The organism is Bacillus sp. LH1 (assembly GCF_057924895.1).
The window spans coordinates 704791-730275 of sequence record NZ_CM175007.1; the positions used below are offsets into that span (position 1 = coordinate 704791).

At 35.9% G+C, this 25485-nt stretch carries 24 protein-coding genes; 13 read left to right on the forward strand and 11 right to left on the reverse strand.

Features of this window, described 5'->3' with window-relative positions; genetic code table 11:
* Positions 1–105 precede the first annotated feature (105 nt).
* From ACX9TM_RS03565 to ACX9TM_RS03580, 4 genes are all read left to right on the forward strand, one after another.
* Positions 106–324, forward strand: a complete 219-nt coding sequence (locus tag ACX9TM_RS03565; RefSeq protein ID WP_000154011.1) for a helix-turn-helix transcriptional regulator — start codon at positions 106–108, stop codon at positions 322–324.
* On the forward strand, positions 317–790 hold the full coding sequence (locus ACX9TM_RS03570; RefSeq protein ID WP_059304139.1) for a DUF2178 domain-containing protein: 474 nt from the start codon (positions 317–319) through the stop codon (positions 788–790). The genes ACX9TM_RS03565 and ACX9TM_RS03570 overlap by 8 nt, the downstream gene beginning before the upstream one ends.
* Before the next feature lie 116 nt (positions 791–906).
* Entirely contained in the window at positions 907–1539 is a 633-nt protein-coding gene (locus tag ACX9TM_RS03575) for a class A sortase (protein WP_001041724.1), read from the forward strand.
* Between the two features lie 140 nt (positions 1540–1679).
* The gene (locus ACX9TM_RS03580; protein WP_065382210.1) at positions 1680–2765 is read left to right on the forward strand and encodes a YHYH domain-containing protein; all 1086 of its coding nucleotides are present in this window, start codon (positions 1680–1682) and stop codon (positions 2763–2765) included.
* Between the two features lie 30 nt (positions 2766–2795).
* Here ACX9TM_RS03580 and ACX9TM_RS03585 read toward each other — a convergent pair whose 3' ends face one another.
* Positions 2796–4181, reverse strand: a complete 1386-nt coding sequence (locus ACX9TM_RS03585; RefSeq protein WP_000443144.1) for a peptide MFS transporter — start codon at positions 4179–4181, stop codon at positions 2796–2798.
* Between the two features lie 253 nt (positions 4182–4434).
* Between ACX9TM_RS03585 and brnQ1 the strand changes: the two genes are divergently transcribed.
* Together brnQ1 and ACX9TM_RS03595 are read left to right on the forward strand one after the other, a co-directional pair.
* Positions 4435–5736, forward strand: coding sequence for a branched-chain amino acid transport system II carrier protein BrnQ1 (brnQ1, locus tag ACX9TM_RS03590; protein WP_065382209.1), 1302 nt, complete (start codon positions 4435–4437; stop codon positions 5734–5736).
* A gap of 141 nt (positions 5737–5877) precedes the next feature.
* Positions 5878–7599: a DUF2339 domain-containing protein gene (locus tag ACX9TM_RS03595; RefSeq protein WP_000710918.1), complete on the forward strand. Its 1722-nt coding sequence runs from the start codon at positions 5878–5880 to the stop codon at positions 7597–7599.
* Between the two features lie 35 nt (positions 7600–7634).
* Here the strand turns inward: ACX9TM_RS03595 and ACX9TM_RS03600 are convergent, their stop codons facing one another.
* A complete protein-coding gene (locus ACX9TM_RS03600; RefSeq protein WP_000791522.1) occupies positions 7635–9182 on the reverse strand; it encodes a hypothetical protein in 1548 nt (515 codons plus the stop codon).
* 181 nt (positions 9183–9363) lie between these two features.
* Entirely contained in the window at positions 9364–10755 is a 1392-nt protein-coding gene (locus ACX9TM_RS03605; RefSeq protein WP_001164897.1) for an amino acid permease, read from the reverse strand.
* Positions 10756–11036: 281 nt separating this feature from the next.
* On the opposite strand from ACX9TM_RS03605, the gene ACX9TM_RS03610 reads away from it, so the two are divergent.
* The 3 genes from ACX9TM_RS03610 to ACX9TM_RS03620 all read left to right on the forward strand — a co-directional run bounded on the left by ACX9TM_RS03610 (position 11037) and on the right by ACX9TM_RS03620 (position 13094).
* Positions 11037–12329: an NCS2 family permease gene (locus ACX9TM_RS03610; RefSeq protein ID WP_000487192.1), complete on the forward strand. Its 1293-nt coding sequence runs from the start codon at positions 11037–11039 to the stop codon at positions 12327–12329.
* A 131-nt stretch (positions 12330–12460) separates the two neighbouring features.
* The gene (locus ACX9TM_RS03615) at positions 12461–12661 is read left to right on the forward strand and encodes a helix-turn-helix transcriptional regulator (RefSeq protein WP_000301182.1); all 201 of its coding nucleotides are present in this window, start codon (positions 12461–12463) and stop codon (positions 12659–12661) included.
* A 4-nt stretch (positions 12662–12665) separates the two neighbouring features.
* Positions 12666–13094: a hypothetical protein gene (locus tag ACX9TM_RS03620; protein ID WP_000706637.1), complete on the forward strand. Its 429-nt coding sequence runs from the start codon at positions 12666–12668 to the stop codon at positions 13092–13094.
* Between the two features lie 39 nt (positions 13095–13133).
* On the opposite strand, the gene ACX9TM_RS03625 is transcribed toward ACX9TM_RS03620, so the two are convergent.
* From ACX9TM_RS03625 to ACX9TM_RS03660, 8 genes are all read right to left on the reverse strand, one after another.
* Positions 13134–13571 carry a GNAT family N-acetyltransferase gene (locus tag ACX9TM_RS03625; RefSeq protein WP_000633769.1) on the reverse strand — a complete coding sequence of 146 codons (438 nt, stop codon included), beginning with the start codon at positions 13569–13571 and terminating at the stop codon, positions 13134–13136.
* Positions 13572–13585: 14 nt separating this feature from the next.
* Positions 13586–13843, reverse strand: coding sequence for a DUF4022 family protein (locus ACX9TM_RS03630; RefSeq protein WP_000926991.1), 258 nt, complete (start codon positions 13841–13843; stop codon positions 13586–13588).
* 52 nt (positions 13844–13895) lie between these two features.
* Positions 13896–15725 (reverse strand): monovalent cation:proton antiporter family protein, encoded by a 1830-nt coding sequence (locus ACX9TM_RS03635; protein ID WP_000399966.1) that lies wholly within the window; start codon positions 15723–15725, stop codon positions 13896–13898.
* A gap of 217 nt (positions 15726–15942) precedes the next feature.
* Positions 15943–16254, reverse strand: coding sequence for a cytochrome aa3 quinol oxidase subunit IV (gene qoxD / locus ACX9TM_RS03640; protein WP_000068425.1), 312 nt, complete (start codon positions 16252–16254; stop codon positions 15943–15945).
* Positions 16255–16857, reverse strand: a complete 603-nt coding sequence (qoxC, locus tag ACX9TM_RS03645) for a cytochrome aa3 quinol oxidase subunit III (RefSeq protein WP_000729317.1) — start codon at positions 16855–16857, stop codon at positions 16255–16257.
* A gap of 13 nt (positions 16858–16870) precedes the next feature.
* Positions 16871–18805 carry a cytochrome aa3 quinol oxidase subunit I gene (gene qoxB, locus ACX9TM_RS03650; protein ID WP_000762366.1) on the reverse strand — a complete coding sequence of 645 codons (1935 nt, stop codon included), beginning with the start codon at positions 18803–18805 and terminating at the stop codon, positions 16871–16873.
* 33 nt (positions 18806–18838) lie between these two features.
* Entirely contained in the window at positions 18839–19714 is an 876-nt protein-coding gene (locus ACX9TM_RS03655) for a cytochrome aa3 quinol oxidase subunit II (protein ID WP_001176165.1), read from the reverse strand.
* Positions 19715–19996: 282 nt separating this feature from the next.
* Positions 19997–21412 (reverse strand): amino acid permease, encoded by a 1416-nt coding sequence (locus ACX9TM_RS03660; protein ID WP_001075759.1) that lies wholly within the window; start codon positions 21410–21412, stop codon positions 19997–19999.
* Between the two features lie 376 nt (positions 21413–21788).
* Here ACX9TM_RS03660 and ACX9TM_RS03665 point away from each other — a divergent pair, with 376 nt between their 5' ends.
* The 4 genes from ACX9TM_RS03665 to ACX9TM_RS03680 all read left to right on the forward strand — a co-directional run bounded on the left by ACX9TM_RS03665 (position 21789) and on the right by ACX9TM_RS03680 (position 25475).
* Positions 21789–22499 (forward strand): C39 family peptidase, encoded by a 711-nt coding sequence (locus tag ACX9TM_RS03665; protein ID WP_000734490.1) that lies wholly within the window; start codon positions 21789–21791, stop codon positions 22497–22499.
* Positions 22500–22631: 132 nt separating this feature from the next.
* A complete protein-coding gene (locus tag ACX9TM_RS03670; protein ID WP_000382128.1) occupies positions 22632–23807 on the forward strand; it encodes an amidohydrolase in 1176 nt (391 codons plus the stop codon).
* A gap of 1 nt (position 23808) precedes the next feature.
* Entirely contained in the window at positions 23809–24006 is a 198-nt protein-coding gene (locus tag ACX9TM_RS03675; RefSeq protein ID WP_000719833.1) for a DUF3311 domain-containing protein, read from the forward strand.
* The gene (locus ACX9TM_RS03680) at positions 24003–25475 is read left to right on the forward strand and encodes a sodium:solute symporter family protein (RefSeq protein WP_000125937.1); all 1473 of its coding nucleotides are present in this window, start codon (positions 24003–24005) and stop codon (positions 25473–25475) included. Before ACX9TM_RS03675 ends, ACX9TM_RS03680 begins: the two co-directional genes overlap by 4 nt.
* Positions 25476–25485: the final 10 nt, after the last annotated feature.

The window sequence follows — 25485 nt, forward strand, 5'->3', positions numbered from 1 at the left end:
TCCAACTTTACAATACGTAAAGTTGGATTTTTTTGTAAGAATAATGTTAGGTTGAGTTTACATTTTGTTAAGGGTAGCATACAATAACGGTGAGAGGTGGTAAATTTGACTATTTTAAACAGAGTAAAAGAATTAAGAGCTCGTTTTAATTTTTCACAAAGTGTATTAGCAGAAAAGGTTGGAGTGACGAGACAAACAATTGCAGCAATTGAAAAAGGGGATTACGTTCCTTCATTGTTACTAGCATTGACGATTTGTGATGTATTCCAGTTAAAGATGGAAGACGTGTTTGTTTTAAATAAGGAGGGGGAAGAGGATGAATAGAATTGGTTTTTCTTATATTATAAATGTACTCTATACTGCACTAGCATGCTGGACATTTGTTGAATTTTATAGTGTTATTACAGAGTTAGCAGATATAATTAAAAACGAGAAATTCCCATTTGAAGTATGGTTTAATGGAGTACCATTCATTTTATTATTTATTGGAGCAATTATAGTTACAATTTTTTATAGAATTCAAAAGAAAAAATATAAGAATTTATCTTTTTGGATGTATCCATTATTATTTCCACTAGAAGATGAACGTGAAAAAGCGATTACGGATAAAGCTTGCCGAACAACATTTGTATCGTTATGGTTTGTGTTACCTTGTGCAGTTGGATTTTTAACTTTTTCGCCTATTATTAATGAATATCTTCCTGGATACCCATTATATATTATATTTTCGATTTTCTTTATTCAAATGACAGTATTTCACGTATCACTATACAGAAATAAATTAGCTTAAAAAGAAACCTTCTTGCACCGGCAAGAAGGTTTCTTTTTAGCTAATACTTGTACATATGGCGATATTATTTTATCATTTTATATAGAGTAAGATTTTGTAAGGGAAAGGAATTGTATATGAATAAGCAAAGAATTTATAGTATAGTAGCAATCCTTCTATTTGTTGTAGGTGGCGTGTTAATTGGAAAGCCATTTTATGATGGATATCAGGCTGAAAAGAAACAGACTGAAAATGTGCAGGCTGTTCAAAAGATGGATTATGAAAAGCATGAGACGGAATTTGTAGATGCTTCCAAAATTAATCAACCAGACTTGGCGGAAGTAGCGAATGCATCATTAGATAAGAAACAAGTAATTGGTCGTATTTCGATTCCAAGTGTTTCAGTAGAACTGCCTGTTTTGAAAGCTTCTACTGAAAAAAACTTATTATCAGGTGCAGCGACAGTAAAAGAGAATCAAGTTATGGGAAAAGGGAATTACGCACTAGCAGGACATAACATGTCTAAAAAAGGTGTTTTATTTAGTGATATAGCTTCTTTGAAAAAAGGCGATAAAATTTATTTGTATGACAATGAAAATGAATATGAGTATGCGGTTACTGGTGTATCTGAAGTAACTCCTGATAAGTGGGAAGTTGTAGAGGATCATGGGAAAGATGAGATAACACTTATTACATGTGTATCTGTAAAGGATAATTCTAAGCGTTATGTTGTTGCTGGTGATTTAGTAGGAACGAAGGCGAAGAAGTAAAAAAAGAAGGTGAACTCTTTAAAGAGTTCACCTTCTTTTTTACTAATGTTGAGAAATAATAGAATATTTTGGTTTGTATTTAAATATTCTTCTATTTATGTATAATAAAGTTAGAATTCTATATTTTGGGAGGGACAAGAGTGAGACAACAGGTGAAGAAACTTCTTTTAACAACGAGTATAGCGTTATTGGTAACTCCAATTTCAGCTTATGCGCATCCAGGGCGTACAGATGCTAATGGCGGACATACGTGTCGTACAAATTGTGAGAAATGGGGATTACAGTACGGGGAATATCATTATCACAATAAACCAGCTTCTAGTAGTGGTGCAACGAGCCCAGCTCCTAGCCAGAATAATAATAGTGCTGTAGAAGCTGAGAGACAAGCAGAAGCACAGCGCAATACTGAGGTTGAAAAACAACGTGCTGCAGAAGCACAGCGTAACGCTGAGGCTGAGGCTGAAAAACAACGTAATGCAGAAGCACAGCGTAAAGCTGAAGAGGCACGTAAACAAGAGGAAGCGCAGCGCCAAGCTGATATTGAAAAAGGTCAACTTGAAGGTCAAAAGAATGGAGAAACTGATTTTAAAGCAGGAAAAAATGATGCAGAAGTGCATGTAGCTGGAAAATCTGATGCATATAAACAAGCGTTTAAAGCGACTTATGCAGCCGCATGGTCTTTAGAAGAGCAGAAGAAAACGCATTTTGAAAAAGGAAAAGAACAAGGTTTAGCGCAAGAGACGATGGACGATAGTCAAGTTGCTCCAGAGTTTAAGGTAAACTTTGCAGACGGGTTCAAAGTAGGGAATAAAGAAAGAGTAGAAAAAATTGAAAAAGAGCAAGCTGAATTAGGGGAAAAGACAGGGAAAGAATTAGTTGAAAAGAATCCTGGAAATAGAGAGAAAGAAGTATACGTGAAGGCATATGAAACAGCGTATGAAAAAGGCTATAAATCTACAAAAAAGGCAGTAGAAAAAGCTGGCTATAAGTATGCATTTGAAAACTATGATTTAAAAGTTCCTGCTAAGTATGAAAGAAAGGAACTGTTAAAGAAATGGTTTACTGAAGGATTTAAATCGAATAAAAAAGCAGCGGAAATTCGAGAAGAAGGGTATAAAAAGGGAGACAGCTGGTTCTCATTCTTCTATAAGAGTTTCGTACCAAGTGAATATAAAGAACATAAAGAGCTGTACGAACAAGCAATCGAAAAAGGTAAAACAGCATAAAAAAAGATGAGGAGAAATTCCTCATCTTTTTTAATCCATCCATTTCACTAATTTCTTAGAAATTAATAATAAAACACAACCTAATACAATTGCCACAGCGCCAATAACTGTGAATACTTCAGCGTATCCAAGTGAAGTTGTGAAGCTTGCAAGTTGTCCGCCTAAAATGTTGGCGATACCTGAACTTGCTAGCCATACACCCATTAGTAAAGATGCTAATTTTACCGGAGCAAGCGCACTAACCATTGATAGTCCGACAGGTGATAAGAATAGCTCACCTAACGTATGGAAAAGATACGTAAAGACGATAAATAGTAAGTTTGCTTTTTCTGTAATGTTATGTTCATCACTACCTGTTTTTAATGTAGCGATAACGAGAATGATATAACCGATACCGAGCAAGATCATCCCAAGTCCCATTTTAGTTGGGATTTTTAAATCACCGCGCTTGCGAGTTGCAAGTTTTGCCCATAATGCAGAAATGACTGGAGCAAGCAAAATAATAAATAATGGATTGACCGATTGGAACCAAGATGTTGGAACTTCCCATCCGAACACAGAGCGGTCTACAAATTTGTTTGTATATAATGTTAATGAGCTACCAGCTTGTTCAAAGCCAGCCCAGAAGAAGACAACGAAGCATGTTAAAATGACGATAACTGCGGTACGTTGTTTTTCTTTTTTTGTTAATGGTGTATCTCCTACTGATGGTTGTCCAGCAGCTGTTTGTAAATCGCGAGTTGGTTTTTTACCGATATTACCAAGGAAGCGATTTGATAGTGTTGTAAATAAAATTTGTCCAATAATCATTCCGATTGAAGCGGCTAAGAAACCGTAACGGAATCCGTAATGTACAACGCCATCAACTGTTGTTTTGAATAAATTTTCTGATAAAAATCCGCAAACGAGTGGAGCTAAAAATGACCCGACGTTAATACCCATATAGAAAATGGTAAATGCACTATCACGTTTTGGATCGTTCTCTTCGTATAATTCCCCAACCAGTGTAGAGATGTTCGGTTTGAAGAATCCGTTACCGATAATAATAAGCGCTAATCCGAGGTATAGGCCTAATTGGTTTTGCAAGGCAAATAGTGTAAGGTTACCGATTGCCATTGTTATACCACCAATTGTGATCGCTTTTCGTCTACCTAGAAAACGATCTGTTAAGTATCCACCAATCATTGGTGTGAAATAACAGGCTCCAGTGTAAAATCCGTAAATAGAGAGTGCCCATGCGGGACTAAACCCAAGACCACCGCTTACTAAAGCTGTCGTTAAATATAATGTTAATAATCCTCGTAATCCATAGTAACTAAATCTTTCCCACATTTCTGTAAAGAAGAGTAAGTATAAACCTGGAGGATGTTTCTTTTTTCTTTGTTGTTCTCTTTCTAGTTGTATCGCTGATTCCATGTTATTTTCCTCCTGACACAAACAAAAACAAAGTTAATAATTTTGTACATTTAATATTTTACCTTATTAACTATTATAAGTCAATAAAGGTTGATTTTTCAGAAGAAATTGGAAAAAGGGAATAGCTATAGAAGGGGTGTTTCTTTTGTGATAGACTATGGACTATGTTTTCTTTGTAAGGAAGCGGGTTATTGTACTTTTTTTATATGTGGAATTGATTTCATAAGAGATGAAATTAAAGAAGGAGAAAGAAATGAAATTGTTACAGAAAAAAGAAATTTTACTTATTAGTCTTATGTTATTTTCGATGTTCTTTGGAGCAGGGAATCTTATATTCCCACCTTTTCTTGGATATGAAGCAGGAGAACATGTGTGGATTTCATTAGTAGGATTTATTATATCAGCAACAGGTCTTCCTATATTAGGTGTTATCTCTATTGCAAAAGCAGGAAGTTTTCAAACGTTAGCGGGTAGAGTTCATTCTTCATTTGCAATTATTTTTCCATGTATCGTGTATGTATTTATTGGACCTGGGCTTGGTATACCACGTGCGGGAAGTTTAGCCTTTGAAATGGGGCCAGGTCAGTTATTCCCTGAAGCAGGAAGCGGAGTATTATTGTTTTACACAGTTATTTTCTTTAGTATTGTTTACTGGTTAAGTTTATCACCATCTAAACTAATGGGGTTGTTTGGAAAAGTCTTGACGCCGTTATTATTATGTATGATTGCACTTATTTTTATAAAGAGTATGTTTACAACAGTAGGAGATATGAAAGAACCAATAGGGAACTATGGCCAAGCTCCTATGTTTCAAGGGTTTTTAGATGGATATTTAACAATGGATGCGTTAGCTGCTTTAATCTTTGGAATTGTTATTGCAAATGCATTACGTACAAAGGGTATTGAAGATGATAAAGGTTTAGCGAAATATATGAGTATTGCTGGAATTGGGGCAGGACTATTATTATCTATTATTTATGTCATCCTTGGATATGTGGGGGCAATTAGTGGCTCATTAGGAACATTTGATAACGGTGCGAAAGTGTTAGCACAAGTTATGATTACATTATTTGGACAGGGCGGAGTCGTTTTATTAGGTCTTATTTTTACTATCGCTTGTTTATGTGTTTCAATTGGACTTGTTACGTCTTGTAGTCAATTTTTTGCGAGTGCATTTCCGAAAGTATCTTATAAAGTGTGGGCATTTATAGTAAGCGTTGTTAGTATGATCTTAGCTAATTTAGGATTAACGCAAATTTTAAAAGTATCAGTACCAATTCTTGGATTTATTTATCCAATTGCATTAACGCTTATTATTCTAGGGTTATTCCATCAGTATATTGGGAAGTATGCATACGTATATGCAGTAACTGTTTGGTTTGTAGCAATATTTAGTGCAATTGATATTTTAAATAAAAATGTAATGATGAATCAGTGGACGTCAGTATTAAAATACATTCCATTTTATACAGAAGGTGTTGGGTGGATAGTTCCAGCTATTATAGGCGTGTGTGTTGGTGTCGTCGTTAGCATTGTTCTAAATAAGAATAAATGAGTAAAAAGGTGTTTTCCTATTTTGGGAAGGCATCTTTCTTTTTTTGGAAAAAATACTATTGAAAATGAATAGACTAAGAGTATGATAAAGATAATTGGTAATATATAGGTTTAATGAGAGGTACGAATAAGGGGGTAGCGTATGAAGAAGGATTTGGATAAGAAAATAGAAGCACTCGAAACGGCAATTGAAACAATTCAAGAAGCACTTGCTGAATTAAAAGTGAAGCAAAGGGAAATAGAAGTAGAGAACGCTCAGCAACATGTTAGTAAGAACAAGAAAGAATATATTGAAACGGTAATGGAGGAAAAGCCAAAAGAAGAAATAGTTAAGATAAAAGAGCCTTTGCAAGAACCTGAGTTAAAACAAGTAGATATATCGGCTTTTAAACCAGAGCCATTTAATATTATTAAGTTTTGTCAGACGTGGTTACCGCGTGTATTTGTCGGTATTATGTTGCTTGGAGTGATCTGGTTATTTAAAGCAGGGGTAGATGCTGGTTTATTAACACCAGCGATACGAATTGTGTTTGGTATCGCATTATCTATCGGGTTGTATTATATAGGAGATATTCAAATTAAAAGAGAGCGGCAAGCGTTAGGATTAGTATTAGCTGGAGGAAGTATTACCGGGATTGTTCTAACGACGTTTGCAGCACATTATTTATATGGATTTATTCCGGCAAGTGTCGCGTTTCTCTGTAATATTGCATGGGTTATTTTAGGGATTTATTTAGCGAAAAGATATCAATCGGAATATCTCACTATTTTCGTAGCGGTCGGTGCGTTCTTCGTACCATTCTTGTTAAATAGTACGACTCCTAATCCTTATATTTTCTTTGGATATGAGACAGTATTAACACTTAGTTTATTATGGTATGCGTTGAAAAATCGTTATAAATACTTATATATGATTTCTTACGCTGTTGCTGCCATTGTCCTTTTCGTTTTCTTTGCTGTTATGTCAATGTTAGTAGAGAACTTGCAAATACAGTTAACGATTGTATATGGTTTGATTCATTTACTATTATTTTGGCATATGTTTACGGAGAGAAGTTTTATACTAGAACCACGTTTGGCGATATTTAGTGCGAATGCAGTGTTCTTTATACTAGCTATTTCAAAAATACCTGATTTTACAACATGGGGATTAATTATTAGTGCACTCGTGCATGCCGCTATGTTCGTATGTGAATATAGGAAAAATAGACATTCTACATTTACAAATCTCTTATTTGGTTTCGCAATGGGAGCATTTAGTTTAGCAATTTTATATGAGTATAGTTTAGTGAATGCAGCGATTGTACTATTGTTACAAGGTTTCCTCGGCATGGTCACTTCTATTAAAGTAAAACAACAGATAAAATTGTATGTTAGTGCGACGGTTTACGCAATTGGAATGATACAGACTATTTTTAGCCCGTTTGATCAATTTATTTCGGCAGGCTTTGTTGCTCATCTTATTTTAATAGGAACGTTCTATTATTGCATGAGAGAAGCGAAAGAAGTATTAGCGAGCTTCGGCAAATATATGTATTCTATAGTGCTCTATTGGTTTATGATAATTGTATTTATTACAATTACGAGAATCGGTGAAGTTTTATCTGCAGATGGAAGCGTAATTAGTGTATCAGTATCGTTATTATGGATGGTATATGCATTATTTGCGGTTTGGTTTGGAAGAAATAGAAATATGGATGAAATATTATATGCTGGTTTAGTCGTTTTAGTCGTAACGGTAGGGAAGTTATTCTTACTTGACTTACCAGAGGTATCGATGATGATTAGGGCGGTGTTATTCCTAATCGTCGGTAGTATAGGTATCGTTATTTCAAGAATGTTTTTCTCGAAGGAAGAGAAGTGAGAAGAAGGCAATCCATGTATGGATTGCCTTTTTTATTATTTCTTATTAATCGTTACAGTTTCATTATATTTCGTTGTTGTATTTTGGCGTAGACGAAGCGTTGCTTGTCCAGTTGTATTTGAATCAATCTGTACATTTACAACTTTCTCAGCAGAGCCTAAGCTGTTTGTTGTGAAAGAAAATGCACTACTATATCCGAAAGTAGATGGCCAAGTGCCGTTTGCATTTTGTACTTTAGCCACTTGTGTTCCACCAGTAGTGAAGATACCTAAAGAATAGTTGTTATACGTTGTATTAGGTAGTAAGTTATTTACTTGAATCTTCATTTGAAAAATTTCATTGTTTGGTAGAATGCTAGGGTGTGTAACGACGTAGTCGCTTGTTGTTACCGCACCGTTATAACCGTATGAACCTGGTTTAAAAGTATTTGTATTAAACCATTGATAACCTGCATTTGGTGCACTCCAAGGTTCAGGTTGTGGTTCTGTTGATAAGCTTGGCTGTTCAAATGTTTGTAGAGCTGTAGGTGAATCAAGTTGTAAACCATTTACTTGATCTAAACTTGTAAATGTCTCTTTATTTGATAACCAATTTACGATGTTTTCTAATAAAATCGCATCGTTTTCTTCTTTATAACCATCGTAAGTTTTCTTTGTTTGGCCAGAATCTTCACGAACGTATTTTGGCGTAGCATCTTCAACAGGAGAAGAGTCACCAATAAAGGCAGCTTTTCCAAGTCCTACTTTTGCGATAGCAGCATATGGGCCTTCTGCAATACCACCGCCATTATAAACGCCACTATCAACAGCGTTATTCCATTTTGATGGATTTTCTGGAAGGTAAACAAGTCCTTTTGCTAGTTTTGGGTTTGTAATTGCTAGAGTAGAACCAGCATGCATTGCTACAGACGAAACACCTTTTGTAATTCCGAAAGATTGTTCAGGCGATACAATTGTTTTCGCTGAAACATCACCAAGTGCATTGTAGCGGAAGCGAATACCGAAGTTGTCAGAGAGCCAATCAGAGCTTTCTACTCCTTGCATAGCTTGTGAATTAGCTTCTTCATTAGACATTCCTTTTGCTGGATTATCCCAAGCACCGCGTCTATATCCATTAAATACTTCAGAAGAGTCCCAGCGATTTTTATTACGATCTGCATTGTAATGATCAGCAATAAAGAAGATACTACCACCATTTTTTACATATTGTAACATAGCGTCCTGCTCAGATTTTTTGTAAGGAATATTAGCTTCTGGAACGATAAATACATTGTAATCTTTTAAGTCTTCGTACGTAATAGGTGTTGATTTACGAAGTTCCTTTACGTGATATCCGTTTTTTGCAATGCCGTTTCCGAAGTCAGAAAAGCCGCCGTCAATAACCCAGTCAGCTGTCCCAGCAGTTTGACCGTGTGTATTATCGAATAATACTTTTTTCCCATTGTTTTGATTTACAACTTTTGCAGCAATTTCAGGAGCTGGGTCTACAGAGCTTTCGGCATAAGTAGACGATATGAACGAGGTCCCTATACTTAGTGTAATTGCTGTTGCTAAAGAAAATGTAATCCATTTTTTATTCTTCATAGAAGAATCCCCCTAATAATAAATATATGTGCTTTAATAATGTAATTTATTTTTCTGTAAAAATAAAGACGGAAAACATAAAAAATATTAAAAAATTGTAAAAATACCGTGAATTTTGTTGAGAAATATTTATATAGATATAAAAACATCCCTTCCAAGTAATAAGGAAGGGATGTTTTGCTTAACTAATTTTTGAGTTAGGTGTTTCATCAATCTTATGAAACCCTTTCATGTAATATACGATTGCTAAGCCGATAAGCCAAATTGGGCCGACAATCAATGCAATTCGTGTATCTTCTGAATAGGCCATTATACCTAATACTAATACAAGGAAAACGAGTGAGAAATATGAGCTTAATGGGTATAAAGGCATTTTATACGATAACTTTTGTTTATTTTGAGTAGGCAAGCTTTTACGGAATTTAATTTGAGCGACTAATATAATTCCCCAAGTCCAAATTGCACCGAAAGTTGAAATGCTAGTAAGCCATGTAAATACCTTTGCAGGTACGAGATAGTTTAATATAACACCAATTAGTAAAACGATAGCAGTTGCTACAATTCCTTGGCTTGGAATGCCATTTTTATTTAAACGACCAAATCTTTCAGGAGCTTTTTTCTGCTGAGCTAATGTATATAGCATACGGCCTGTACTAAATAAACCACCGTTACAAGAAGAAAGAGCTGCTGTTAATACGACAAAGTTAATAATACCTGCTGCTTTTGCGATACCAATTTGTTGGAATGTTAATACGAATGGACTGCCTTTCTCACCAAGTTCGTTCCATGGATAAATTGCCATCATAACGAATAATGCCCCAACGTAAAAGAGTAGAATTCTCCAAAATACGTTATCGATTGCCTTTGCGAGTGTTTTCTTCGGATTTTGAGCCTCACCGGCTGTAACACCGATTAATTCAACGCCTAAATAAGCGAATAGTACCATCTGCATGGAGAGTAGTAACCCAGAAAATCCATTTGGGAACCAGCCACCATGTGACCAAAGATTTGAAATACCAGTAGCGATACCACCGTTTCCGAATCCGAATAAAATAATACCAGCTCCGACTACTATCATACAGATAATTGTGACAATTTTAATGAGAGCAAACCAAAACTCAAGTTCTCCAAATACTTTTACCGATAAGAAGTTAAAAGCGCTCATTAATAATAGAGCAAGTAATGCCCAAGTCCAGCGCGGGATATCTGGGAACCAGTACTGCATGTAAATACCAGCTGCTGTAATTTCAGCCATACAAGTAACAACCCATAAGAACCAGTAATTCCAACCAGTAATATAACCAGCGAGTGGTCCAATATAATCATATGCATATTTACTAAAAGAACCAGCAACAGGTTGTTCAATTGCCATTTCCCCAAGCGCTCGCATAATGAAAAAAATAACGAGACCGGCAATCATATAGCCTAGCAAAATAGAAGGACCTGCTAGTTTAATGGCGGAAGCGGATCCTAAAAATAGCCCAACGCCAATAGCTGAACCCAGTGACATTAAAGTAATATGTCGTTCTTTTAAACCACGATTTAAAGTTCCAGATTTGTTTGTGTGCTGCATAAGAAGAATCCCCCTTGTAGAGTGAACGATATTTGAATGCGTTTACTAAATATTTAACTATTTCAAATTATAAAACATTTCTATCTGTTATGCTACAAAAATAATCATAATGAACTGTACTACATCTGTACTTGTCAGACTTAAACTTAAAATTCTAACTATTAGGGAATATATTGACTCTTCTTTTTATTGATTGTTAAGATTAAGTATTATATTTTCTCACATACTAGTAAGAAAAAGAATGTGTGATAATAATTCAGGTGTAGGAAGGGTACATAAGCATGTTTCAATTACAAAAATATAACACTTCTGTGAAGCAAGAGTTTTTAGCTGGCATCACAACTTTTTTTACATTTGCGTATATTCTTGTCATCAATCCAAAAATATTATCTGATGCAGGTGTACCATTTGACCAAGCGTTTACAGCAACAATTATTGCAACCGTTGTTGGAACAGTAGGTATGGCGATTTTCGCGAATTACCCGATTGTTATTGCTCCAGCTATGGGAATGAATGCATATTTTGCTTATTCTGTTGTACAGAAGGCAGAAGGGATTACATATGTAGTTGCCTTTTCAGCTGTATTTGTAACGGGGATTATTTTTCTTTTATTATCTTTTACTTCGTTTAGGCAAAAGTTAATTTTAGCAATTCCTGATAGTTTAAAGCATGCAATTGCAGGTGGAATTGGACTATTTATTGCTTTTATTGGATTGCGCCTTTCTGGAATTATCGTGGATCATCCGTCTAATTTAGTTACGATTGGTGATTTTCATTCTCCAGCTGTTATTTTAACTTTAATTGGTTTAATATTAGCGGCGGTATTAATGACATTGCGTGTGAGCGGTGCATTATTTATTAGTATGATTGTGACAGGAATTATTGCCTTCTTTACAGGGCAATTGAAGTTTGCTGATAAAATTGTGGCGATGCCTCATTTACCAGAGGGTATCATCGTTTCAAACCCAATCAATGCCTTTTCAGATGTAATTGAATACGGATTATACGGCGTTGTATTTTCATTTTTACTTGTACTTTTATTCGATACAACAGGTGCATTACTTGGTTTAATTAAACAAGCAGGTTTAATTACAGACAATACAGAGAAGCGTTTTGGTAAAGCGTTTATTGCAGATGCAATTGGCGGGACTACAGGTTCTATCTTTGGAACAAGCCCAACAGCAGCGACGATTGAATCGTCAGCAGGTATTGCTGCAGGTGGTAAAACTGGGTTAACAGGGATTGTAGTTGTTGGTCTAACAATTATAACGGCATTTTTTAGTCCTGTTATTGCTTCTTTATCAAGTGTAGCCGCTATTACAGCTCCTTCATTAATTATAGTAGGTAGTTTAATGGCACAAAGCATTCGAGATATTAATTGGAATGAATTTGAAGATGCGTTACCAGCATTTTTAATTTTTATAGGTATTCCGTTAACATCTAGTATTGCGAATGGAATTGCAATTGGATTTTTAGTGTATCCAGTCTTGAAAATTGTGAAAGGGAAAGGGATGGAAGTGCATCCGTTACTCTACTTATTTACAATTTTATTTGGATGTCATTTATTCTTATAATATAGGAGAGGGGGCTTCTTATGAGGGGCTCCTTTTTTGTGTATAATAAAGTGAAACTATAATCAGTCACGCAAAATATAAATTACTTAATGGAATATATATGTTACAATATGGATGGAGGGGGAACATGAATGGCTGTAAGTAAAATAAAAGTCGCGCGTGTTCAGTTAGATTTAACACAGCAACAATTAGCAGAAAAAGTAGGCGTTACAAGGCAAACGATTAGTTTAATTGAGAAGGGCAAATACAATCCGTCTTTAGATTTATGTTTGAAAATTTGTTATGCAGTAGATAAAACTTTGAATGATTTGTTTTGGGAGGAAAAGGAGTGATTCGATGAAAATTGTGAAAGATGAACGTTTAATGATTGAGGGGTTAAAACATATTAGATTAGTTTTCATCTTACAAAATATTTTCATACTAGGTATTGTTTTTTATCGCTACGTTTTGCAAGATGCAGGATATGAAAGTGTTTCGGATTTATTAATGGTATTTATGGGTGGGATTGTAGTTATTAACTTTTTAAATCTGAAAAATTCAGTGGAAGTGTATGAGCATACAGGGGGAGTATCACGTAGCTATTTCATGAAACTATTATTAATTCCTGTAAGTATTGTTATTGGGATTTTAGCTATTTGTATCGTTGTAACACCAGATATTTCGATAAAGGAAATTAGTATGACAGGATTTATTATGTTTGCTTGTTTTTTAGTTCCTAGTCTGTTTATATACATATATATGAAAAAGATAAAAAGTGAAGATTGAAATATAAGAAAAGCTTTCCCGTATTGCGGAAAGCTTTTCTTATATTCTTTTATACAGTACTTTATGAAGGCCAATTGGTTCAATTTCAAAGATTTCACCATGTTCTTGGAAGCCTAAGCGCTTGTAATAGTCAGCTACAGTAATTCGGCCATTACACCATAGCATATTTGCTTGACGCTCTTGTAAGATTTGTTCTGCTTTCTGAATTAAGGAGCTTCCAGCGTGGTTGTTTCGAAACTCAGGCAATGTGGCCATTCCTCGTAGACGATAATGCATACCTGCTTGTAAGTCGGGATGCATTTCCTTTGAGAAAGAAGCGATACTAATAAGTTGATCGTTTATAAATGCGCCTAAGTGGAAGGTGTCTGTTTCATAATCGGAAGGGTATTTACAATCTGCTAATGTTTGATTGGGGCGTAAAATTTTTTGACGTAATACGTAAGTTTCAGATCCCTCAATATTTTTCACGGTAATCATATTAACATCCTTTCTTATAACGCTTTTTCTGTTAATTGTATAAAGAAATAGGCAGGTGCGGCGAGAAGTCCGAGTATGCTAGCAGTTCCGAGAAGGAGTGAAAGTAGGAGGCAAGAATATTTTATTCCATTCGATTTTTTCCATCCGTAACTACAAATCTCAATACTAACACCGATGAGAATAATGGCAACGAGTATTTCGGCTAATAATAAGAGAGCTAAAGTTATAATAGACATAATGTAATCCATCCCCATAATATGTGATAGTAACATTTTACCATATGAAATGGAAAAAATGCCCCTCAATTATGTGAGGGGCATTTTTTTATTCTAATATGTTTTTTAGTGTATCGATATGTTCTTTTGAGCCTGTTACAAGTAATGTATCACCGTGTTGTAGTCTTGTATCCCCATGTGGGATTAATGCTTTATTTCCACGATAAATTTGAATGACTAGTACATCACCTAAAAACGGAAGGCGACGAAGTGCAACGCCGTTATATTTATTGCTCCGTAGTTCAACTTCACGGACTGTTTCGTTTGCTGTTGTAATTAAGCGAACGAGACTAGGTTTATCAATAAGCGCACGTAATAAAATACGTGTAGAGTTAATTGTTGAGAATACAGCGATATGTTCTTGCGTTGCTTTTTCTTGTAGAAGTGGATCTTCTACACTTGCAATAACATGTTCAACACCTAGCTCTTTTGCATGTTCTGCCAATAATAAGTTTTGTTCATCATCACTTGTTGCAACAACGACGCGATCTGCATCAAATGCTGTTTGTTCAGTTAATGATGCGATTGTGATGTCATCTAATTTCACGATAGGGAAGTCATGTGATGTCGCTTCTTCATCATTTATTTTGTTTTGACGCATCATATATAGCGTTACGTCATAATCTTCTCGTTTTAAATCTAGTGATAACGGAAGGGTAATTCTGCTCGCGCCAATAATAGCTACTTTTGGTTTTGGTGTTTCTACTTTTGGGAACATTTTTTTAAACAATATAGGTGCAAAAATACAAGTAATAACTGCGCTTAAAATAAGAGAGGCAGATAAACTTGGACTGATGATCTCCAGTTTTTCACCAATTTGTGCAGCCGCAATAACTAAAGAAAGTGTCGATGTTAATAAGATTGCACTTCCAAGTACGATATTACGTGGATACCATTTTCTTAAGACGAGTGATGGTAAGAGTTTCGAAATAAAGAGTCCTACAATTAAGATTGGAATCATTAGCATGCTAGAAGGTTCTTTGAAAATAGACCACACCTCTAGATTTACACCAACCATTACGAAGAAAATAGGGATGAAGAAACCATAGCCGATAGAATCAAGTTTTTCCACCATATCTTCATTTGGTGATAATAACGATACAAGTACACCTGCTAAGAAGGCGCCTAAAATATTTTCTGCTCCAACAGATTCCGATAACCCAACTAAGATTAAAATGAGTGCAAAAACAGCTCGTGTATCAATTTGTACACTACCAGCTTTTAAACTATCTAAGTATGGAATGTTTTTAAAACGTTTTGCAACGAAGTAAATAACAATACCAGCGCCGAATAGAAGAAGAAGAAGCCACATGCTTTGGCCGCTTTCGGAATTTAATCCGACGAATACAGCGAGTAAAATCATTGTAACTAAATCCGCAATAACAGCGACTAATAAAATGATTTGCCCAATTGCTGTTTTTCCTAAGTTATTCTCTTTTAATGTTGGTACAACAACACCTAAAGAAATAGTTGAAATAATTAAAGTCATGAACATTGCATTATCTACGAATCCTAGCCATACGAATAGTAATGATAGGGCATAAGATAAGATGAAAATAAATAAGAAGATAATGCTTGCTGCCTGAAATGTATTTGGTTCGTTTGTCGTATTTTTTTTCCCTTTTTGTTTAAAGATAGAAAAATCAATTTCTAAACCGCTTAAGAACATGAGGAAGATAAATCCTAATGTTGATAAAACTTGAAGCCATATATCTGGCTCAATAATATTAAACCCACTTTTACCTACAAAGATTCCTGCAATAATTTCTGCAACGACCACAGGAAGTGCTTTTAATTTAAAGCGTTGTAACAAAAGGGGAACGAAAAACGCGATTGCAACGACAACCATAAGTGATAGAACAGAAGTATGATGTTCCATTGCGTTCTCTCCCTTCAAATAAATATAGTACCTATTTAGCCATATAATAGGTAGAAAAGCAACGCATATGGATTCGATTTCATAAAGAAAGACTTTTCTTAACATTTGTCATAATAAGTATATTTTTCATGATTATGCTGTTAATTCCGTAATGTGGATGTAATAGAGGGGATAAAAAAAGACTGCTGAGGAATCTCAGCAGTCTTTTTCATGTACATTACATTGAGAAGAAGATCCATACAGTTAAACCAACTGTTGCAGTTGCAACGAAGAAACTGTATATCATTGTAAGAATTTGAACTCTTCCTTCTCCTTCTTTTAAATGCATGAACATAATTAATTGTAACAATGCTTGCGCAACAGCCATTATGATAATAGTTGTTAAGACTGTTGAAAGTGGCAATGTTGTGTAAAGTGCCACGTATAACGCTAGAAACGTTAATGCAAGCGATAAAATAAATCCGAAAACGTGTGACCAAGGGAATCCGCTATGCGCATGTCCGTTTGCTTGATTGTTGTTTTGAGCCATTTACGCCACCATCCCGTTCAAGTAAACTAGTGTGTAAATAAAGACCCAAACAAGATCAAGGAAATGCCAGTATAAGCTGATAATGAATACTTTACGAGCTGTAACTGGTGTTAAACCTCGTTTTAAAATTTGGATAATAACACAAATTGCCCAAATGATACCGCCTGTTACGTGGGCTCCATGCGTTCCAAGAAGAACGAAGAATCCAGATAAGAAAGCACTTGTTTGAATTGTTGCGCCTTCACCAATGTACATAATGAACTCTTCGATCTCGAAGAATAGGAAACCTGCACCTAAAAGTAATGTAAGGACGAACCATCCAAGCATCGCTTTTTGGTTATGCTTACGCATTTCATGAATTACGATACCGCATGTAAAACTACTTGTTAAAAGTAGTAATGTTTGAATTAAAAGCGTTTTAAGTTCAAACAATTGCGCTGGTGTTGGGCCATCTGCCGTACGACCAGCAAGGACTAGATAAGAGGCGAAAAGTGTTGCGAACAGCATAATTTCAGCCCCAAGAAAAATCCAGAATCCTAGGATATTCAATCTGCTTTGTTCGGATTGATATTCCAAAGGTAAGCTTTTATCTAAAGCCGCCATGTCATTTCACCTCTCATGCTATATGTTCTGTTTTTTTAATTTCATCAACACTGATATAGTAGCCTTCATCATAATCGAATGAACGATAGATTAAGCAAGCTAAAATACCAATACCACCGATTGCTGCAAGCCAGAACCAGCTAAATACTAATGCGAAACCTGCAAGACCGAAGAATCCAGACGCAATAATAGGCACACCAGAGTTACTTGGCATGTGAATTGGTTTGATATCTTCTGCTGCTGGTGTAACTGTTTCTCCGCGTTTTTTCATGTACCAGAAAGCATCAGCTTCTTTAATTTCAGGAAGCTTCGCGAAGTTGTAATGTTGTACAGGAGAGTGAGTTGCCCATTCAAGTGTACGACCATCCCATGGATCTCCAGTTGTGTCACGTTCACCATGACGTGCACTCCAAATTACGTTGTAGCAAAGAAGTAGGAAGCCGATACCCATCATTACCGCACCAACAGATGCGATTTGGTTTAGCCATCCCCATCCAAGACTTTCAGAGTAAGTGTACATACGACGAGTCATACCGTCTAAACCTAAGAAGTACATTGGGAAGAAACAGATGTTGAATCCGCTCATAAAGATCCAGAATGTCCATTTACCTAGGCGTTCATTTAACATATGACCAGTCATTTTTGGATACCAGAATGTGAATCCAGCAAGCATAGCGAATACTGTACCTGCGATTAATACGTAGTGGAAGTGAGCGATTAGGAAGTAGCTGTTATGGTATTGATAATCAGCTGCTGCCATTCCAAGCATAACCCCTGTAACCCCACCGACTACGAAGTTTGGAATAAATGCCAATGACCAAAGCATTGGAACTGTAAAACGAATACGTCCTTTATACAGTGTAAACAACCAGTTAAAGATCTTAACCCCGGTTGGAATCGAAATCGCCATTGTCGAAATCGAGAAGAATGAGTTAACCGCTGGACCTGCACCCATCGTGAAGAAGTGGTGAAGCCATACGACGAAACTTAGTAAAGAAATTGCAACCATTGAGTATACCATTGCACTGTAACCGAATAGACGTTTACGTGAGAATGTACTAATGATTTCAGAGAAAATACCGAATGCCGGTAAAATAACGATATATACTTCAGGGTGACCCCATACCCAGAACAGGTTGGCCCATAACATTGGCATACCGCCGCTCGCCATCGTAAAGAAGTGAGCATCGAATAGACGGTCAAATGTCATTAATGCAAGAGCAACTGTTAATACTGGGAAAGCGAAAATAATGATAATTGTTGTAATTAAGATTGACCAAGTAAACATTGGCATTCTCATTAAAGTCATACCAGGTGTACGCATTTTTAAGATAGTAACAAGGAAGTTAATACCGGTCATTAGCGTACCGAGACCTGAAATCTGTAATGCAATTGCGTAGTAGTTATTTCCTACGCCCGAAGTAAACTCTGTACCTGCCATTGGGAAGTAAGAAGTCCACCCGGCGTCTGGAGAACCACCGATTACGAAAGCGATGTTGAATAACATTGCTCCGACAAAGAATAACCAGAAACTTAAAGCATTTAAGAACGGATATGCAACGTCACGAGCACCAATTTGTAATGGTACTACAAGGTTCATTAATCCCATAACGAATGGCATTGCCATGAAAAGAATCATTACTGTACCATGTGTTGTAAAGATCCCGTTATAGTGTTCAGCGTTTAAATAAGTTGTTTCTGGGAATGTTAACTGTGCACGGATCATTAAACCATCCATACCACCACGGAATAACATGATAACCGCAGAAATAATATACATAGCTCCGATTTTTTTATGGTCAACAGTTGTTAACCATTCGTCCCAAAGCCATTTCCATTTTTTATACTTTGTTAGTACGAAAATGATTGCTAATGTCACAAGAACGATAGAAGCGTCTGCACCGTAAATAATCGGGTCACCTGTGACAAAGAATTCATCAAGCTTCACTGTGTTCACTCCAATCTGTTGGAATAATAGCTATTATTTTTTGTTTTTGTAGTAGTTGTAATCACAATATTCAAGTGATTTTGGATCTACATAACTTAAGTGGTGACTAGAGAATGTCATACGACCAACTACACCAGGTTTAACAATTTCGTTGTACTTAGCTTCTGTTAGTTTAGGAGCAGTTTCTTGTACTTCTTTAACCCACTTGTCATATTTCTCTTTAGTTTTTGCTTCAACTTCGAACTCCATGTGTGTGAATCCTTCACCAGAGAAGTTCGCACTACGGCCTAGGTAAGAACCTGGCTTATCAGCTTGTAAATAAAGATCCATAATCATGCCATCCATTGTGTACTTCATACCACCAAGTTCTGGTACCCAGAAAGCATTCATTGGGCCGACAGAAGTCAGTTTGAATTGAATTGGTACACCAGCTGGGATGTTTAAATAGTTAACGGTTTCAATTTTTTCCTCTGGGTAACTGAATAACCATTTCCAGTTTGCAGATGTAACATAAATTTCAACTGGTTTAATATGTTTGGACTCTTTCGGAACCTCTTCCGAAGCATAAGTTGCTTTTACTGTTGGAATCGATAATGCGATAACGATAATAACAGGAACAAGCGTCCAAATAATTTCTAGTAATGTGTTACCGTGTTGTTCAGGTGGCTCATAGTCCATATTCTCTGGTTTTTCACGATAACGAATCAAGATGACTGTAAACAGAATGAATACAATTGCGATAATTAATGACATAAGCAAGAATGACCAAACAATTAAATCATACTGTGCTTTTGCAACAGGTCCTTGCGGATTTAATACTGCGAGTTTTTTATCACAGCCACCGAGGAACAGAAGTAATGATAACGGAAGAAGCGAAGCCAACTTCCAAAACGCTTTCTTTAGTTGCACGATTGAAAATCTCCTTTCTCCTTGGATTGAAACTATGCCAATAAAACAATATAAACCTATTAATTTATAGAAGGCAATAGTTTTTGATATATTGTTAAAAAATAGACACAAATGCACACTTTTTAAGGTGAATATCATTTGTAACTTGATTACATTGTAAACTATTTTCCAGAGAAAAACGTGATTGTGAAAATTTTAAGATAAATAAAGTTATACCAGGATATCCAAGAAATAGAAAAAAGCTATCTTATCATAAGAAAGATAGCTGAATATTTTGTATATTTAGTTTATTTCTCGTATGACAGTTCGTGGCTGTTCAAGTGTGACAATTTTTTTATATTTAACTTGATATAAAATGTAACAAATAATCATAAATGGAATGCCACAATAAAGAGCAATTCTTTGATCTGGAATGAAAGCCAAACTAACAAATGTAATGAAATTCAGCGAAAACGCTACGATTGGAACTAGTGGATAGAGCGGTGTACGATATTTTAAATCATTTATGTTGCCACCGTTTTTCACGAAATTTCTACGGAAGAAAAACTGTGAAGCGGCGATTGACATCCAAACGACAACGGCAGCCATTGCTGCAATAGATGTTAAAACTAGAAAGACAGTATCTGCCGCAAATACACTTGTTAGTAAGGACAGGCTAGCGAAAATTAGGCTGAAAATTAATGCATTTAGCGGTACACCTTTTTTAGTTAATTTCGTAAATGCTGGACTTGCCATTCCTTGTTTTGCCATCGCCCACAGCATACGAGAATTTGCGTAGAGACCAGAGTTAGCAACGGATAATACAGCTGTAATAATAACAAAGTTCATAATGTCTGCTGCATATGGGACACCGGCTACATCAAATACAAGTACAAAGGGACTTTCGACTAGATTAGCCTCTTGCCATGGGAGTAAACCTACAACAACTGATATCGCTAAGACGAAGAAGAAGAGAGTTCGCCAAATTGTGTTTTTAATTGCTTTTGGAATTGTTTTTTCAGGATTTTCACTTTCGCCTGAAGCGATTCCGATTAATTCTGTTCCTTGGAAGGAGTAATTTACTGTAATCATCGTAAGAAGAACAGCTAATGCACCATTTGGAAATAGCCCGCCATTTTCAGTGAAATTATGAAGCATTGGAGCTGGCTTTCCATTAAAGTCTAGTAGACCGAACATAACAGCGCCGCCAAGTACGATGAAAATAACAATTGTTGCGACTTTTACACTTGCGAACCAAAACTCTGCTTCTGCATATGCTTTTGCTGATAAAGCGTTTACGAGGAAGAGTGCTGCTGCAAATGTAACGCACCAAATCCAGGAAGAAACGTCTGGAAACCAGCGTTTCATTAAAATACTTACAGTTGTTAACTCTACGCCAACTGTAACAGCCCAATTTAACCAATACATCCAACCGACAACAAATCCAAAACCAGGTGAAATGAATTTGCTTGCATAACTTTGGAATGAACCTGCTTCTGGCATAGCGACGGATAATTCACCAAGACATAACATCGTTAAATACATAACAAATCCACCGACTAAAAATGCGAGAATAGCACCACCAGGTCCGGCATTATGGACAATTTGACCAGATCCCATAAATAACCCGGTTCCGATAACACCGCCGAGTGCAATCATAAATAGGTGTCTACTTTTCATTGTTCGTTTTAAATCTGTTTGTTCAATTTGTTGATTCATATGCCCCTCACCCCGTATTTTCTTGAATGTGTGAACTTCGTTTTATTCTGAGTTTTTAATCATTAGTGGGGGATGCAACACACACTCGGTTTATTTGCTATGAAATGAATGGAGTATGTAAAAAAACGAACTATGACTAAATACTCTAAGAATGTTTGTTAACATGGTGACATCTTCACTATGTTAACAATTTTGATTTTAGCAAAATATTCTGTAAATGTATATTTATTTTTCTTTTTATTAAAAATAATTAGAATTTTTATAATTAATTCTATGAGCGATAATTCACATGATCTTTCTAGCAAACTAGTAAGAAGAAGGGTACAATGATAAGAGGTGTATCTGTAAAATAATAATTAATGGAGTTTTGTTTATAATGAAAAAGTTAAAATATCTTTTTGTTTTTGGGATTATACTTGCTGCTGCATTTTTTATAGGAAAAGATAAAATCATGCAAAAGGCGCAAGTTCTACGCTTAGAGTTTCTATCTGAAATGAAAGAAGCAGCTATGATTGAAGATGTTCCGTTTATTAAACAATTACCAGAATTACCCAGAGGGTGTGAAGTGACAAGTTTAGCTATGTTGCTGCAATATAAAGGTGTACAAGTAGATAAGATGCAACTTGCTAGCGAAATTCATCGTGTTCCATTTGAACAAAATGGTTTGCGTGGAAATCCTTACGAGGGATTTGTGGGAAATATTTATACAAAGGCAGAGCCTGGATATGGTGTATACAATAAACCAATCTTTGATTTAGCAGAAAAATATGTTCCTGAAAAAGTAATTAATTTAACAGGTAGAGACATGCAAGATATATATAAAGTAATTAGTTCTGGCTCTCCGGTATGGGTCATTATTAATACGACGTTTAAGCCGCTAGCTGAAAGTAGTTTTGAAACATGGAATACGAGTTCAGGCGAAGTGAAAATTACATATTATGAGCATAGTGCAGTAGTAATTGGATATGATCAAAACTTTGTATATGTAAATGATCCTCTTAAAAATAATCCACGTTTGGCTGTTCCGCGAACAGAATTTGAGAAAGCTTGGGAGCAAATGGGGAAACAAGCAATTACTATTTTATAATAATGAAAAAGTCATCTTTGGGATGGCTTTTTCTTTTTGGTTTGTTAACACTGAAAATTCAGAATATTCTTTTAAAAGTTAACGATTCACGTTATAATAACATTTAACTTGGTGAAGAAGGGGAGAAGAGAAATGGATGTTGCAAAGGAACTTGTTTTGTCAAAAAATCAGTTAGTTGAGTGGAGAAGGCATTTTCATAAGTATCCAGAGTTATCTTTTCAAGAAGAGAAAACATCGCAGTTTGTGTTCGATATACTTCGGAAATTCCCATATTTAGAAGTGTCACGGCCGACTAAATATAGTGTGATGGCAAAGCTAGTAGGTAAACATCCGGGCAAAACAGTTGCGATTCGAGCCGATATGGATGCTCTTCCTATTCATGAAGAAAATGAGTTTGATTTTATTTCTACATATAAAGGTGTAATGCATGCATGTGGTCATGATGGACATATAGCGATATTACTTGGGGTTGTACATAAGTTGGTAGAAGAAAGAGAGAAGATTAAAGGGGAGATTCGTTTTCTATTCCAACATGCTGAAGAGAATTTTCCTGGTGGTGCAGAGGAGATGGTTGCTGCAGGTGTAATGGAAGGTGTGGATTATATTATTGGTGCTCACCTTTGGGCGTCGTTAGAGGTTGGGAAAATAGGTGTTATTTATGGTCCTGCAATGGCTGCACCGGATGTTTTTAAAATTAAGATAGAGGGAAAAGGTGGACATGCTGGAATCCCTCATGAAACGGTGGATAGTATTGCAATCGGAACACAAGTCGTTTCGCAACTTCAGCAAATTGTATCTCGCCTCACGAATCCATTAGATTCTCTCGTAATATCTGTTACGCAATTTCATGCTGGGACAACTCATAATGTAATACCAGAGCAAGCTGAGATTGAAGGGACAGTAAGAAGTTTAAGACATGAATTACGAGGTGAAACAGAGAAGAAGATTGAGCGGATTGTGAAGCATATTACGGAATCTTACGGAGCGAAATATACATTTTCATATGAATATGGATATCGACCAGTTGTAAATGATTATGAAGCTACAGAGCTTATTGAACAAACGGCATTACAACTTTATGGAAGGGATAGAGTTGTTCGTTTACAGCCGACGATGGCTGGAGAAGATTTTTCGGCGTTTTTACAAAAGGCACCGGGGACATTCTTTTTTATCGGAGCGGGAAATAAAGAGAAAGGTATTATATATCCTCACCATCACCCTCGTTTTACGATTGACGAAGATGCATTACCGATTGGAGTGGAAGTCTTTGTATCAGCCATTATGAACTTTATAAGTAAAGGAGAATGAGATGAAGAAAATACACATTCTAGCGCTTATCCCAGTTCTTTGTTTAGTAGTTGGGCCAATATTTGCGAATTCAGTTACTCCTTACGTATTAGGGATGCCATTTTTATTATTTTGGGTATTATTATCAGTGTTTATTACATCTTTTTGTATGGGGCTTGTGTACGTGTTTGATCCTGCTAATAAGGAGGATGTAAAATGACTGCATTACTTATCATTATTTTATTTTTGTTTCTCGCACTATTTTTAGGGATTCGGGCACAACATGGAAAAGATATGAATTTAGAACAATGGTCAGTTGGAGGAAGAGGATTTGGCACTATTTTTGTTTTTCTCCTTATGGCAGGTGAAATTTATACGACGTTTACATTTTTAGGGGGAAGCGGCTGGGCGTATAGTAAAGGAGCACCTACCTTTTATATTTTGGGATATGGTGCTTTAGCTTATCTTTTATCGTATTTTTTATTGCCACCCATTTGGAAGTATGCGAAAGAGCATAACCTTGTTTCACAGTCAGATTTTTTTGCGAAGAAATATAGAAGTAAAGCGCTTGGACTTATTGTTTCGATTGTTGGTGTTGTTTCCATCATCCCATATCTTGTTTTACAGTTAAAAGGACTGGGAATTATCGTTTCAGAAGCTTCTTACGGAAGGGTGTCACCTGTTGTTGCAGTATGGATCGGTGCTATTGTTATAACTATATATGTAATGGTTTCAGGTATACATGGTTCGGCTTGGACGGCTGCTTTGAAGGATATTATGATACTGTTTATCGTTATGTTTTTAGGTATATATTTGCCGTATCATTATTATGGAGGATTTCAGCCGATGTTTGAGGCTGTAGAGGCAGCGAAACCGGGATTTTTATCTTTACCTGAAGAAGGAATGAGTATTTCTTGGTTTGTTTCTACTATTATATTAACGGCCCTCGGTTTTTATATGTGGCCTCATACATTTGCTTCTGCTTTTTCAGCAAAAAATGAAAAAGTATTTCGTAAAAATGCAGCAATTATGCCATTGTATTCTTTAGTTTTACTTTTCGTATTTTTTGCAGGATTTGCTGCTATATTGCAAGTTCCTGGGTTAAAGGGAGCGGATGTAGATCTTTCGTTATTCCGTCTTGCTTTACAAACTTTTGATCCTTGGTTTATTGGAATTATTGGTAGTGCGGGAGTATTAACGGCATTGGTTCCAGGGTCTATGCTTGTTATGGCGGCTTCTACACTGTTAGCAAAAAATATTTACCGAACGATAGTCCCGTCTGCTTCAGATAGACAAGTTGCTAAGATGGCAAAATTATTTGTGCCTGTAGTAACGCTCGTGGCAGTTTTATTTACATTTAAAGGAGGAGAAACAATAGGAGCACTTCTATTAATGGGATACAGTATCGTTACACAACTTTTCCCTGCACTTGTATGTAGCTTGTTTCCACGTCAAATTATTACGAAGCAAGGGGCGATTGCAGGAATGGGAGTTGGGCTATTAGTGGTCGCATATATTACCTTATCTGGTTCAACTATAGCCACGATGTTTCCGAGTTTCCCGCAGTATATAAAAGATTTGAATGTAGGTATAGTCGCATTGTTAATTAATATAATTGTGATGTTTGTAGTTAGTGGATTTACAAAAGGTGTATTTATAAAGAAAAACACTATAATAGTAGAAAAGTAATTCGTTTATC